Below are 12,156 nucleotides of genomic sequence, written 5' to 3'. Positions count from 1 at the left end.
ACTGATGTGACGGGTGCGGGTCAGCTGCGGATTCACTGGCGGGCACCTTTCTCCTGGATATGCCCTGCCCGGGGCAGGGGAGGCACGGAAGAACGTGATCTGTATCGCTCCCCGCCAGTATAGGGCTGCGGGGGTGTCCATGGCGGCTGTCCCGCTGATCCGTTTCCTCCCCTCATCCTGCGCCTCCTCCTGCGGTGCGACGGCAGTCTGGTTCCATGGGCGGTATGGATGTCCTCGTCTTCTCCACGGTGCCGCAGACCGCCCCCGGTGCAGAACCCGTCGAGGTCTTCACGCACCCGCGGGAACTGGGCGGAATCGTCAGCGGGGCGCTGGAGGATCTGGCAGAGGCAGGCCTGACCGTGACCGGACCCTCCGTGGTGGACGTGCACCCCCTGGCCCGGCACATCTCCCGCTCGGCGGTGGTCTACCGCTTCGCACGCGGGGAAGGCTACACCGCCCGCCACCTCATCGAATTCGCCCCCTGGGCCACCGCCCGCAACTGTGTCTTCCGGGTGGGTGACGGACCCTTCCGCAACCTGGACGGGGAGAACCTCCAGGCGCCGGGCCGGGAGGTGAAGGTGCCTGTCCATGTGGACGCGCACAGCCGCCGCCTGCGGAATCTGCGTTCCCTCCGGCGGGCGGGCCTGGAGCCGGCGGAGCAGATCCCGGTCATCCCCGCCGAGGCGGAGGTGCAGCTGCGGGACAGCGTTGAGGTGGTCTACCGTCTGGGCGCTCTGGCTGTGGTGACGGTGACCGCCAGGCACATCCTCGACGGGACCTTTCCGCCCGCTGATGAGGTACTCGGCGAACTGGAGCTGGTGGGACCCGCCCTCACCCCGCGGGAACGCAGTTTCCTGGATGAGGTCGGACAGGCCCGCCGCTCGCTTTTCGATGCCCCCGCCCCGCCCCGCATCCCCCGCCCGCTGCGGCAGCACGCCGGGCTGCTGCATCGTTCCTGCCACGCGGTCGAGGCGTTGTCCTGGGCGCTGCAGATCACTGATCTGCCGCCCGGCCGGACGCGGGCGTGGGACTTCGATCCGGAGGTGTGGAAGGGGGTGTCGGCAAGCGGGCCGGCGGAGGAGGTTCTCCGGCTGGGGACCGCCGCTCTGCTCGTGCAGGCGCCGGGGCTGCGTGGTCTCACGCAGCTGCTGGAGGCCTTCGACCTGGTGCACATTCTCCACCACGGACTGGCGGAGGGGGAGGGCGGACTGCCCGTCATCGCGGAGCAGTGGACACGTGCGTTGGCGTGGTTGTGTGCCCCCTGGTGTGCCTGGGGAGAGGCGGAGCGGCTGCTCTGAGCTGGGGAAACAAAAGAAGTTGAGTCAGCCGGGAACAACTTTGCGTGGAGCGCCGTTATATGGGATGTAAGCTTGAGTGCAGTCGGCTCAAGGCATCTGCTAGGGTGGGTGCCGGAAGTTGAGCCTCAGGCAGTCAACTTAAGGAAGCCCGCTTAAACAGGAGGAAAACAATATGGGACGTGCAGTAGGAATCGACCTCGGCACCACCAACTCGGTGGTTTCGGTGCTGGAGGGTGGCGAGGCCACCGTCATCGCCAACTCCGAGGGCGCCCGGACGACCCCGTCCGTCGTCGCATTCGCCAAGAACGGTGAGGTCCTGGTCGGCCAGTCCGCCAAGAACCAGGCGGTCACCAACGTCGACCGCACCATCCGTTCCGTCAAGCGCCACATCGGCTCCGACTGGTCCGTCGACATCGACGGCAAGCAGTACACCCCGCAGGAGATTTCCGCCCGCACCCTGATGAAGCTGAAGCGTGACGCTGAGGCCTACCTGGGTGAGGAGATCACCGACGCCGTGATCACCGTCCCCGCCTACTTCGAGGACGCCCAGCGTCAGGCCACCAAGGAAGCCGGCCAGATCGCCGGTCTGAACGTTCTGCGTATTGTCAACGAGCCCACCGCGGCTGCTCTGGCCTATGGCCTGGAGAAGGGTGACAAGGAACAGACCATCCTCGTTTTCGACCTGGGTGGCGGCACCTTCGACGTCTCCCTGCTCGAGATCGGCGACGGTGTCGTTGAGGTCCGCGCCACCGCCGGCGACAACAAGCTCGGCGGCGACGACTGGGACCAGCGCGTCGTCGACTGGCTCGTCGACAAGTTCAAGTCCTCCAACGGCATCGACCTGACCAAGGACAAGATGGCCCTGCAGCGTCTGCGCGAGGCCGCCGAGAAGGCCAAGATCGAGCTGTCCGCCTCCCAGCAGGCCACCATCAACCTGCCCTACATCACCGTTGACGCAGACAAGAACCCACTGTTCCTGGATGAGACCCTGTCCCGCACCGAGTTCCAGAAGATCACCCAGGATCTGCTCGACCGCACCAAGGAGCCCTTCAACCAGGTCATCCGGGACTCCGGTATGTCCGTCTCCGACATCGACCATGTCGTCCTCGTCGGCGGCTCGACCCGCATGCCCGCCGTCACCGACCTGGTCAAGGAGCTGACCGGTGGCCGCGAGCCCAACAAGGGCGTGAACCCGGATGAGGTCGTCGCCGTCGGTGCCGCCCTGCAGGCGGGTGTTCTGCGCGGCGAGGTCAAGGACGTCCTGCTTCTCGACGTCACCCCGCTCTCGCTCGGCATCGAGACCAAGGGTGGCGTGATGACCAAGCTCATCGAGCGCAACACCACCATCCCGACCAAGCGTTCCGAGACCTTCACCACCGCCGAGGACAGCCAGCCCTCCGTGCAGATCCAGGTCTTCCAGGGTGAGCGGGAGATGGCCGCGGCCAACAAGCTGCTCGGTTCCTTCGAGCTCGGCGGCATCGCCCCGGCCCCGCGCGGTGTACCGCAGATCGAGGTCACCTTCGACATCGACGCCAACGGTATCGTCCACGTCACCGCCAAGGACAAGGGCACCGGCAAGGAGAACACGATCAAGATCCAGGACGGCTCCGGCCTGTCCCAGGAGGAGATCGACCGCATGGTCAAGGACGCGGAGGTCCACGCGGAGGAGGACAAGAAGCGCCGCGAGGAGCAGGAGACCCGTAACAACGCGGAGTCCATGGTCTACCAGACCCGCAAGTTCGTGGAGGAGAACTCCGAGAAGGTCTCCGAGGACATCAAGGACAAGGTCGAGGAGGCCGCGAAGGGCGTCGAGGAGGCACTCAAGGGCGAGGACCTCGAGGCCATCAAGGCGGCCGTGGAGAAGCTCTCCGCCGAGTCCCAGGAGATGGGCAAGGCCATCTACGAGGCCGACGCCAACGCTGGCGCCACCCAGGCACAGGCCGGTGACGAGGCCGCCGACGATAACGTCGTCGACGCCGAGGTCGTCGAGGACGAGACCGGCGCCGACACCGACACCGACACCGACGCTGAAGGGGAGAAGAAGTAGTGACGGACCCCAACCCGATGCCCGACAACCCGGGGGACCCGGAGCACACCGACCCGGAAGCGACCTCGGCTGAACGTGCCGAGGCCGCCGCCGAGGAAGCTGCCCGCGCCCAGGACGCCGACCCCGAGATCGACGCTGCCCTGCAGGCCGAGATCGAGGCCGCCTTCGCGGAGGTGGAGGGTGGGGTTCTGCCGGTGGATCCCGACGCCGACGGTGACGGGGAGGTCTCCGACATCGAGGCGCAGCTCGCCGAGCGCACCGAGGACCTGCAGCGTGTGAGCGCAGAGTACGCCAACTACCGTCGGCGTACCGAACGTGACCGCCAGGGCATCATCGACTCCGCCAAGGCGTCGGTGCTGACCCAGCTGCTGCCGATCCTCGATGATCTGGAGCTGGCCGCCAAGCACGGGGACCTCGACCACGGTCCGCTCAAGGCTTTCGCCGATAAATTCACCGATACCGTCAGGGGTCTCAAGCTCGAACCCTTCGGTGCGGAGGGCGAGACCTTCGACCCGGAGATCCACGAGGCGGTGCAGGACCTGTCCTCGGGTGAGGAGAAGGTGCTCGGCACCGTTCTGCGGCACGGCTACCGCTTCGGCGACAAGGTCGTCCGCAACGCGATGGTCATCATCGCGGACCCGGCCGACACCGCCGAATAATCCGGGGGCTCCACCCCGACCTGCACCGCCGTCCGAGACGCACCTCCAGCCGCCCTCGGGTGGCGGTGCACCCATTTTCACCCGTGATACAGAATAATCACAGGAACAACGAGAAAATCCGTTTCAGAAAGGAGGAGATGCCCAGTGACTGTTCAACGCGAATGGGCAGACAAGAACTACTACGCGGATCTGGGGGTCTCCTCATCCGCCTCCGCAGACGACATCAAGAAGGCCTACCGCAAGCTCGCCCGGGAGAACCACCCGGACAAGAATCCCGGTGACCAGGCCGCCGAGGAACGCTTCAAGAAGGCAGCCGAGGCGTACGACGTCATCGGCGACGAGACCCGCCGCAAGGAATACGACGAGCTGAAGTCGATGCTGCGCTCCGGCGGTTTCGGTGGCTTCGGCGGAGGCGGAGGTGCCGGATTCCCCGGCGGGTTTCGCCAGACGGAGGACTTCGACCCCTCGGACATCTTCGGAAGAGGATCCGGTGGAGGATTTTCTGCGGACGGCGGTCTGGGCGATATCTTCGGTGGCCTTTTCAACCGCGGCGGCGGTGCTCGCCACACAGCTCGGCCGACGCGGGGAGCGGACGTCGAGACGGAGATCACCCTGGACTTCCGGGAGGCGGCCAAGGGGACCACGATTCCCCTTCAGCTGACCGGCGACGCCCCCTGCAACACCTGCCACGGCTCCGGATCGAAATCGGGCAACCCCACCTCATGTTCCGTGTGCCACGGTTCCGGTTTCACCTCGGAGAACCGCGGTGCCTTCGGTTTCTCCGCCCCCTGCACCAACTGCGGTGGCACGGGGCAGGTGATCACGGACCCGTGCACCACCTGCCACGGTTCCGGCACGGTCCGGCGCACCCGCCAGCTCACCGTCCGCATCCCGGCCGGCGTCATTGACGGGCAGAAGGTCCGGCTGGCCGGGCAGGGTGAGGCAGGGCCGCAGGGTAAACCTGCCGGCGATCTCTTCGTCACCGTGCACGTGCGCGCCGACAAGGTGTTCACCCGCTCCGGTGATGATCTCGAGGTGACCGTGCCCGTTTCCTTCGCGGAGCTTGCCCTCGGCGACACCGTCACGGTCCCGACCCTCGACGCGCCGGTGAAGGTGAAGGTGCCCGCCGGCACACCCAGCGGACGCACCCTGCGTGTCCGGGGCCGGGGCGTGCCCAAGAGCGGCGGCACCGCCGGTGATCTCCTGGTCACCGTGGAGGTGACGGTGCCGAAGAACCTCGACGCCGCCGCCACCAGCGCCCTGCGCACCTATGCACAGGCGGAGAAGGACTCAGGATTCAACCCGCGCACCGGGTGGTCCGGGAACAAATAGCAGAGTGTGAGGAGGTGTATGACCTGTGATCGGTGACAGTGACAAGGCCGGCGGAAAGGCCAAGGACAAATCATCGACGGAGGAGCTGGGCGAGGTCTTCGTCATCTCGGTGGCCGCCGAGCTGGCCGGCATGCACGCCCAGACCCTGCGCACCTACGACCGCATGGGACTGGTCACCCCGCGCCGCACCACCGGTGGTGGGCGACGCTATTCCCGCAAGGATGTCGCCCTCCTGCGCTGGATCCAGCAGCTCTCCCAGGAGGAGGGTGTGAACCTGGCCGGCATCAAGGCGATCATCGAGCTCTCGGAGGAGAACGAACGCCTCCGCACTGAGGTGGAGGAGCTGCGTGCAGAGAAGGAACGGTTGCGCGGCCGCAGTGGTGTCCGGGGCGGGGAACTCGTCCACGTGCCGCGTTCCACCGCGATTGTGATGTGGGAACCCCGCCGCGTGCGGCGCCGCCGCCAGGCATGAACCGGGATCTTCCCGAGACCCGCGACCGCTCCTGCTGAAGGGGTGACCGCGGGTCCCTTTTTCCCCGGAGTTTTCCTGCCTGTGCGGTCGTGAACGCTGCTGACCACCCCCTTGGCTGATAATGTCCACAGATCTTCGCAACTGTGTCCTGGGGCACAGGTAGGGTGTGTGGGGCAGACCGTACATCCTCCGTGAAAGGACCCACCGACATGACTGTCTACGCCAACCCCGGTACCGAGGGCTCGATCGTCAACTACCGTGACCGCTACGACAACTTCATCGGCGGCGAGTGGGTGGCCCCGGTGGACGGCGAGTACCTGGACAACATCACCCCCGTCACCGGCGAGGTGTTCTGTCAGGTCGCCCGAGGCAAGGCCGCCGACATCGAGCTCGCCCTCGACGCCGCCCACAAAGCCGCCCCGGCCTGGGGGAAGACCTCCGCAGCCGAACGCGCGCTGATCCTGCACCGCATCGCCGACCGCATCGAGGAGAACCTCGAGGAGATCGCCGTCGCCGAGACCTGGGACAACGGCAAGTCCGTCCGCGAGACCCTGGCCGCCGACATCCCTCTGGCCGTCGACCACTTCCGCTACTTCGCCGGTGCCCTGCGTGCCCAGGAGGGGCGTCTGTCGCAGCTCGACGAGAACACCGTGGCCTACCACTTCAACGAGCCCCTCGGTGTGGTCGCCCAGATCATCCCGTGGAACTTCCCGATCCTCATGGCCACCTGGAAGATCGCCCCGGCCCTGGCCGCCGGCAACGCCATCGTGCTCAAGCCCGCGGAGCAGACCCCGGCCTCCCTGCTCTACCTCGTGGAGAAGATCGCGGATCTGCTGCCGGCCGGTGTGCTCAACATCGTCAACGGCCTCGGCGATGAGGCCGGCTCGGCGCTGTCGGGCTCAGACCGCATCGCGAAGATCGCCTTCACCGGCTCCACCGGCGTGGGCAAGATCATCAACAAGGCCGCGGCCGACAAGATCATCCCGGTCACCCTCGAGCTGGGCGGCAAGTCCCCGTCCATCTTCTTCCCGGACATCATGGACAAGGACGACGCCTTCCGGGACAAGTGCCTCGAGGGCTTCGCCATGTTCGCCCTCAACCAGGGTGAGATCTGCACCTGCCCCTCCCGCGCGCTGGTCCACGAGTCCATCGCCGATGACTTCCTGGCCCTGGCCGTGGAGCGTGTCAAGAGCATCAAGCAGGGCAACCCGCTCGACACCGAGACCCAGATCGGCGCGCAGGCCTCCCAGGAGCAGATGGACAAGATCTCCGGTTACCTGGAGCTCGGCCCGCAGGAGGGCGCGGAGACCCTCACCGGCGGCAGCGTCAAGCAGATCGAGGGCCTGGACAAGGGCTTCTACATCGAGCCGACCGTGTTCAAGGGCACCAACGACATGCGTATCTTCCAGGAGGAGATCTTCGGCCCGGTGCTCTCGGTGGCCACCTTCCAGGACTACGACGAGGCCATCCGCATCGCCAACGACACCAACTTCGGGCTGGGCGCCGGCGTGTGGGCCCGCAACGGCAACATCGCCTACCGCGCCGGCCGTGACATCCAGGCCGGCCGCGTGTGGGTCAACCAGTACCACACCTACCCGGCCCACTCCGCTTTCGGCGGTTACAAGGAGTCCGGCATCGGCCGTGAGAACCACCTCATGATGCTCGCGCACTACCAGCAGACGAAGAACCTCCTCGTCTCCTACTCCGAGGACGCCGCCGGCTTCTTCTGATCCGCCAGTTCCCCCAGCCGCGCCAGAAACACCGGGTCCGCCCAGTAACTGCTGTGGTCCCCCGAACTGTCCCCCGGCCAGACCCGGGCCCCGAAACCCGGGGCGGTGGGATCCGGCCCGTGGACACCCGCCCCCTCCGTCACGGTCATTCCGATCGGGTCGGAGGGGTTCGTCATGGCGTGGATCTGCGGCCGGTCACCCAGCAGCGTCAGTTCCCCGGCATGGGCCACACCGGCGCCCGGGCTACCGATGAGGATGAGGTCATCCGCGTAGAGTCCACCGCCTGCCGATGCCGCCTTCCCTGCCACCACGGAACCGTAGCTGTGGCCGACCACCATGCGGTGCTGACCGGGGAAACGCCGGGTCAGCTCCCGCTGGAAGAGCTGTAGTTCTGTACCCGCCGCCCGGGCCGGTTCCTGTGCGAGTGCATGGGTGGCCTGCACCGGGGCGTGGTAGCCCAGCCACAGGACCGCCGCACCACCCGTGGCGGCGGCGACAGTGCGTGCCCGGTCGAGGTGGACCGGCAGCCCCGCCGGATCGGAGGAGCCCACCCCGGCCACAATGGTGGTCACCGACGCAGCCGTGGCGAGATCACCCACCGCGGCCACCAGGCGCCCGTCAGCCACCTCCAGGATCTGCAGGTCAGGTTCTTCCAGTGCCAGCAGTTGCACAGCCTCAGGCGCGGTGAGCAGGTTGAGTTCATGGACGGCCGCCACCTCCAGGTCCGGGGTGTCACCGAGGCGGGCCGGCCCCTCGACCGGCACCGGGGTACAGAGCAGGTCGATCTGCCGGGCGCAGGTGTAATCGAGCAGATCTCCCAGCGCGCGGAGATTGTGCAGCAGGAGACTGAGCGCGTCCGCAGCCCCCGCATAGCCGGCGACCAGCCCGTGGGCCCGTGCCTCCGCGGCGTCCAGTTCCTCCTGCAGTCCGGCCGTCATCGACAACACCTGCGCCACCCGCAGCATCTGGGCCGGTGGGGCCGCCATCGGCCGGGCCAGGACATGGAGGCGGTTCACGGCGGACTCCGCGGCCTGACCCCGGAAACCCGTGGCGGGCAGCTCATCGAAACTGCGCGACAGCCATTCCGACTGCCCCACGAGCCAGTCGGCGTCGACGGTGAGGCGTCGGGCGGCGTGGCGCAGGGAAGGGGCGTCGATACGCATCAGATATCCAGTCCGGCGGCGAGCCGGGAATCGTGTTCCCGGGCGCGGGAGAGAAGATCACGGACCTCCCGGACATGCCCGCGCAGCGCCTCATCCGCCCGGCGGTGGGTGCCGGTCCAGGCGATCCCGGCGCGGTGCAGGGCCGCGGCGGTACGCGAACCCGGGGGCAGCTCCGGTGGCGGAGGCTCGGAAATGGGGCGCAGCAGGGAGCCCAGGTGGTCGAAGGTGGCTGCGGTCAGCTGTATCTGGTTCATGCCGTCAGTGTGGGCCGTGACCGCGGCCAGACCAACCGCGTACCGGCGAACCTGTGGATAACCACCGCCCATCCACATACTGTGGGTGCCATGCGAATCGGAATCGTGCAGTTGACCTCCGGCGGGGATATCGTGGACAACCTCGCCCTGGCCCGGGAACAGATCCGGGAGGCCGCCTCCCGGGGCGCCACCCTCATCGTGCTGCCGGAGGCCGCCAGCCACGCCTTCGGCGCCGGCCGGCTGGACAGCCAGGCCCAGGAACTGGATGGCCACTACGCCACCGGCTTGCGCGAGCTGGCCCGGGAGCTCGGGGTCACCGTCGTCGCCGGGATGTTCCGCCCCGCTGACACCGTCGAACGCGAGGGCCGGGCCTTCCACCGCGTGTACAACACGGCCCTGGTCACCGGCCCGGACGTCCACCTGGGCTACGACAAGATCCACACCTTCGACGCCTTCGACTACCGGGAGTCCGACACCGTCAAACCCGGCTCGGAGCTGGTCACCTTCGGGGTGGACGGGGTCACCGTGGGGGTGGCCACCTGCTACGACATCCGTTTCCCCGTGCAGTTCCAGGATCTGGCGCGCCGGGGTGCGCAGGTGATCGTGGTGCCCACCAGCTGGATGGACGGTCCGGAGAAGCTCTACCAGTGGCGCACCCTCACCGCGGCCCGGGCGCTGGACTCCACCTCGTGGATCGTCGCGGCCGGCCAGGCCCGTCCGGGTGGTCAGGAGCAGGCCGGGCAGGCCAGCGGGCCGACGGGCATCGGGCATTCCTGCGTGGTGGGGCCGACGGGGCGTCGGGAAGCGGAGGCCGGCTACGAGCCGGAGATCATTGTCAGGGACCTGGACATGGACGAGGTGGCCAGGGCGCGGAAGACACTGCCGGTGCTGTAGACGGGCTCAGGGGAGCGGCCACTCCTCGGTGGGTTCCCAGGCCTCCGCCTGGATATGTTCCGCCGGGGTGCCACCGGAGATGAGGGCCGCGACGGTGGCGTGGACCCCCTCCGGATCCCCGGCGACCAGCACCTCCCGGTCGGCCCACGCGCCGTAGGAGGCCACCAGTTCGCCGACATGCCCGGTCTCCTGCAGATGCAGTCCGCGTGGGGCACGGGAATCCTCGGTGGCACCGACCCACCAGGCGTCCCTCGGGTGTTCGACGACGGGGACGACCGACAGCCAGGAGCTGACCACCGCCAGGTTCCACAGACCCATGAGGTCGTAGAGCTCCCCGGGGTACCCGGCGGCGACGAACAGGTGTACCCGGGGACGCTCCTCCCAGTCGAGCATGTCGAAGAGGATGGCGCGCAGCGGGGCCAGCCCGGTGCCGTGGGCGATCATGAGCACGTCGCGTTCTCCGCTGACCTGCAGGTCACCGCGGGGGGTGCCGAAGAGCCAGTAGTCGCCTGGCCTGGGCAGGGCCAGCAGCTGGGAGATGTCGGAGTCCGCCAGGGTCCGGATGTGGAACTCCAGCTGGCCGAAGTCGTTGGGCGGCAGGGCGGGGGAGAGCATCCGCCATACCCCAGGCAGATAGGTGGTGGTCACGGGCAGGTGCTGGCCGGCGCGGTAGGGGACGGGTACACCGGCCTCCAGACGCACGACGCTGATGTGGCGGGTGCGCCGCTGCACGCCGAGAACCTCAGCGGACCAGGCCGGGGCCACACCCTGTGCGTCGGTTTTCCGGGCAGCATCGGCCATGACCTTGCACACGCTCGCCAGGGCGCGGGAGGCGGCGTCGGCGGCGGGGACCTCCAACGTGTGCAGCCCGTGGTCCAGGGCGGTGGCGAAGGCGGGGTAGATCTCGGCGGGGAAGCCGTAGCGGCGGTGGTCCCGGCCGAGCTGGCGCAGCCGGTCGAGGATTTCTGCGGGCAGTGCCCCGGTACGCGGGGTGCGCTCGAGGACCCAGGCACAGGCGGCGGCGAGCTCGACATGGGTGTGGCGCAGGGAGATGGGGAAGGCCTGCCGGGCCTCCAGGACCTCCTGGTAGAAGCGCTGCTGCACCACGTCCCGGAACTCGTCGCTGCGTTCCCGCAGGGTGGCACCGGTATCGAGAAGAGTCGCCGAATCCATGTCCACCATTGTGCCTGCCGGTTCAGTCCCCGGTCGCCGCTGACCTGGACTCCTCCCAGAATCGGGGCAGGATCAGGTCGAAATCCGGCCGCTGATCCATGGGCAGGGAGTGGGTGCCTTCGGGCCAGACGGTGACGGTGGCCTGCGGGAGCACCTCCCGGGCACGTTCGGCTGCCCCGGAACCACTGAGTGACTGCCGGCCACCCAGGTCCACCCGCACCGGGGTGGTGAGCACCCGCCACTGCTCCTCGGGCAGTACCCCGGGGGTGGGCAGGGCAGCGGCGTAGCCCCTGGCGGCGGCGTCGATGAGTGCCCCCATGGGGCCTGCCCCACGCACCTCATCGGCGGTGGTGCCCCCGATCCGGGCAAGGGCCTCCTCGCGCCAGGCGGCCGGCAGCGGCAGGGAGGCGACGGTGGCCCAGAAGTAGACGGAGGCAGGTGGGGAGTCGAGCACCATCACCGGTTCGAACAGGGCCAGGGAGCGGATCCGCTCCGGATGCCGGACCGCGAGGTTGGCGGCCTGGGCGGCGCCGAAACTGTGGCCGACCACGTGGGCCGCGTCGATCCCCAGGCCTGCCATGACCTCCGCCCAGGCATCGGCCTGGTCGCCGATACCGGTGAAGGGCAGCCGTTGGGCGGAGAAGCCGGCGTCCCCCAGCGGATCAGGCGCGTAGATGGGGCGGGTGCCGATCCACCCGGGGAGGTTCTCCACCCACTGCGCCGAGCCGGAGGAACGCCCCGGGAGCAGCAGCACCGGCTCCTGTTCCGCACCATCGTCCCCGCCCGGCCAGTGGAGGACGCGGACGGTGCCGTGGGTGACGGGGATGTCGAGAAGCTCGGGCTGTGCGGGCAGCTGCGCGATGAGTTCCGCGTGTGCCTGCGTGTAGGTCTCCTGGGCCGCGGCGCTGCGCCAGTGGCCCACCTCGGGGCCGGAGCCCAGCAGCGCGGTGGTGGAGGCGATCGCCACGACGCTGACAGAGGTGAATGCCAGCCAGACCACGATTCTCCGTCGGCGGGATTCTGGTGGGCGGGTCACGGGCGCCTCCTCACACCCCCGACCCTACGCCGGGGGAGGCACCCGGTACACCGGTTCCGTCCGCCGACCTAAACTTGGTTGTCACCGGCCACCGACCG

General features: G+C 68.3%; 11 protein-coding genes. 7 read left to right on the top strand and 4 right to left on the bottom strand.

Translation table 11 applies throughout. The features are described 5' to 3' along the window. Positions 1 to 215 precede the first annotated feature (215 nt). The 6 genes from NYP18_RS08790 (at position 216) to exaC (ending at position 7,538) form a co-directional block, all read left to right on the top strand. Positions 216 to 1,298 (top strand): DUF4272 domain-containing protein, encoded by a 1,083-nt coding sequence (locus tag NYP18_RS08790; protein WP_259427817.1) that lies wholly within the window; start codon positions 216 to 218, stop codon positions 1,296 to 1,298. 172 nt (positions 1,299 to 1,470) lie between these two features. Then, on the top strand, positions 1,471 to 3,345 hold the full coding sequence (gene dnaK, locus NYP18_RS08785; RefSeq protein ID WP_259427816.1) for a molecular chaperone DnaK: 1,875 nt from the start codon (positions 1,471 to 1,473) through the stop codon (positions 3,343 to 3,345). After that, the gene (grpE, locus tag NYP18_RS08780) at positions 3,345 to 4,004 is read left to right on the top strand and encodes a nucleotide exchange factor GrpE (RefSeq protein WP_259427815.1); all 660 of its coding nucleotides are present in this window, start codon (positions 3,345 to 3,347) and stop codon (positions 4,002 to 4,004) included. The genes dnaK and grpE overlap by 1 nt, the downstream gene beginning before the upstream one ends. A 144-nt stretch (positions 4,005 to 4,148) precedes the next feature. Then, the gene (gene dnaJ / locus NYP18_RS08775) at positions 4,149 to 5,336 is read left to right on the top strand and encodes a molecular chaperone DnaJ (RefSeq protein WP_259427814.1); all 1,188 of its coding nucleotides are present in this window, start codon (positions 4,149 to 4,151) and stop codon (positions 5,334 to 5,336) included. A gap of 130 nt (positions 5,337 to 5,466) precedes the next feature. After that, a complete protein-coding gene (locus NYP18_RS08770; protein WP_439648078.1) occupies positions 5,467 to 5,808 on the top strand; it encodes a heat shock protein transcriptional repressor HspR in 342 nt (113 codons plus the stop codon). Between the two features lie 209 nt (positions 5,809 to 6,017). After that, entirely contained in the window at positions 6,018 to 7,538 is a 1,521-nt protein-coding gene (exaC, locus tag NYP18_RS08765) for an acetaldehyde dehydrogenase ExaC (RefSeq protein ID WP_259427813.1), read from the top strand. Here the strand turns inward: exaC and NYP18_RS08760 are convergent. Both NYP18_RS08760 and NYP18_RS08755 read right to left on the bottom strand, forming a co-directional pair. After that, positions 7,508 to 8,701 carry an alpha/beta hydrolase gene (locus NYP18_RS08760; RefSeq protein WP_259427812.1) on the bottom strand — a complete coding sequence of 398 codons (1,194 nt, stop codon included), beginning with the start codon at positions 8,699 to 8,701 and terminating at the stop codon, positions 7,508 to 7,510. The two genes, exaC and NYP18_RS08760, sit on opposite strands and share 31 nt — an antisense overlap. Continuing rightward, on the bottom strand, positions 8,701 to 8,955 hold the full coding sequence (locus tag NYP18_RS08755) for a hypothetical protein (protein WP_259427811.1): 255 nt from the start codon (positions 8,953 to 8,955) through the stop codon (positions 8,701 to 8,703). The genes NYP18_RS08760 and NYP18_RS08755 overlap by 1 nt, the downstream gene beginning before the upstream one ends. Positions 8,956 to 9,045: 90 nt before the next feature. Between NYP18_RS08755 and NYP18_RS08750 the strand changes: the two genes are divergently transcribed. Beyond that, positions 9,046 to 9,849, top strand: a complete 804-nt coding sequence (locus tag NYP18_RS08750; protein ID WP_259427810.1) for a carbon-nitrogen hydrolase family protein — start codon at positions 9,046 to 9,048, stop codon at positions 9,847 to 9,849. 6 nt (positions 9,850 to 9,855) lie between these two features. Here NYP18_RS08750 and NYP18_RS08745 read toward each other — a convergent pair whose 3' ends face one another. Further along, a complete protein-coding gene (locus tag NYP18_RS08745; RefSeq protein WP_259427809.1) occupies positions 9,856 to 11,022 on the bottom strand; it encodes an FAD-binding oxidoreductase in 1,167 nt (388 codons plus the stop codon). Positions 11,023 to 11,044: 22 nt separating this feature from the next. Continuing rightward, positions 11,045 to 12,058, bottom strand: coding sequence for an alpha/beta fold hydrolase (locus NYP18_RS08740; protein WP_259427808.1), 1,014 nt, complete (start codon positions 12,056 to 12,058; stop codon positions 11,045 to 11,047). Between the last annotated feature and the right edge of the window lie 98 nt (positions 12,059 to 12,156).

It is taken from the genome of Corynebacterium lemuris, assembly GCF_024919295.1.
In the GTDB taxonomy this organism is placed as follows: Bacteria; Actinomycetota; Actinomycetes; order Mycobacteriales; family Mycobacteriaceae; genus Corynebacterium; species Corynebacterium lemuris.
Note: the sequence above shows the minus strand (reverse complement) of the source record. Positions and strands in the feature narration are given on the sequence as shown.

What these genes read in the sequence shown, in the direction of transcription:
- NYP18_RS08760 (WP_259427812.1), bottom strand. Translation starts at nt 8,701, where the DNA reads ATGCGTATCGACGCCCCTTCCCTGCGCCACGCCGCCCGACGCCTCACC.
- NYP18_RS08745 (WP_259427809.1), bottom strand. Translation starts at nt 11,022, where the DNA reads ATGGATTCGGCGACTCTTCTCGATACCGGTGCCACCCTGCGGGAACGC.
- NYP18_RS08755 (WP_259427811.1), bottom strand. Translation starts at nt 8,955, where the DNA reads ATGAACCAGATACAGCTGACCGCAGCCACCTTCGACCACCTGGGCTCC.
- NYP18_RS08770 (WP_439648078.1), top strand. Translation starts at nt 5,467, where the DNA reads ATGCACGCCCAGACCCTGCGCACCTACGACCGCATGGGACTGGTCACC.
- dnaK (WP_259427816.1), top strand. Translation starts at nt 1,471, where the DNA reads ATGGGACGTGCAGTAGGAATCGACCTCGGCACCACCAACTCGGTGGTT.
- NYP18_RS08790 (WP_259427817.1), top strand. Translation starts at nt 216, where the DNA reads ATGGGCGGTATGGATGTCCTCGTCTTCTCCACGGTGCCGCAGACCGCC.
- exaC (WP_259427813.1), top strand. Translation starts at nt 6,018, where the DNA reads ATGACTGTCTACGCCAACCCCGGTACCGAGGGCTCGATCGTCAACTAC.
- NYP18_RS08750 (WP_259427810.1), top strand. Translation starts at nt 9,046, where the DNA reads ATGCGAATCGGAATCGTGCAGTTGACCTCCGGCGGGGATATCGTGGAC.